At 60.9% G+C, this 711-nt stretch carries 1 pseudogene; it reads right to left on the reverse strand.

The features are described from left to right. Positions 1 to 406 (reverse strand): annotated as a pseudogene (locus AAFM29_RS17775) (M23 family peptidase); the annotation flags it as partial. Between the last annotated feature and the right edge of the window lie 305 nt (positions 407 to 711).

A 711-nucleotide genomic window follows, 5' to 3' on the forward strand; every position in this document is an offset into this window, starting at 1 on the left:
TAAACACTTCGGACGGTTTGCAGCCCGCCAGCTTCGCCGCGGCTTCGCCGGTCGAATCGCTGACCTTGTCGATCGACTTCACGTCCTCGGGCAGCGAGGCGACCATTTCCTCGATGAATTCCTGCCGCTTGGCGAGATCGGTGGCGACCGAGTCGATGTCGTCGCGATAGGCGTTGACGCGTTCGGTCGCAGTGGCGACCCGCGCCTCGCGGTCGAGCAGCGACAGGCGATCCGCCGTCGCGCGATACTGCGTCCAGCCGGCCACGGCCATCGACAGCGCCCAGACGAGCAGCGCCGCGCAAGCGATCGCCGCCGCGGTCATCTGCACCCGTGAGGAAATGGTGATGAAACGAACCTGACCTTCGGATCGCATGAAGAATTCGCGATCCGGAAACCAGCTGCGCATACGGGCCCCCCAGCCTTTAGCGCCTAGATGATTGCTCAAAACGACCCGTCCCTTATGGTCTTATGTCCCGGGCGTGGCGCTACCAAAGGTTGCTTGTGAAATCGAATCGCGGTTCCCGAAGAATCCATGAGTCGAAGGATCGACGGGACGAGTCGTTTCATCGCGGCGCAATTTTCGCGTCCGGTTGGGAACCGGGCAGGAAGTCGTGGTTTTCTAAAGGCTTGCATCCGGAGCGGCGCCCAATCCCCAAGCCATTGTATAAAAACGACATTTCCTGTCGGAGGCTGGATTCATGAGGATCGGGC

The sequence above is a fragment of the Erythrobacter sp. genome (assembly GCF_038133525.1).
In the GTDB taxonomy this organism is placed as follows: Bacteria; Pseudomonadota; Alphaproteobacteria; order Sphingomonadales; family Sphingomonadaceae; genus Qipengyuania.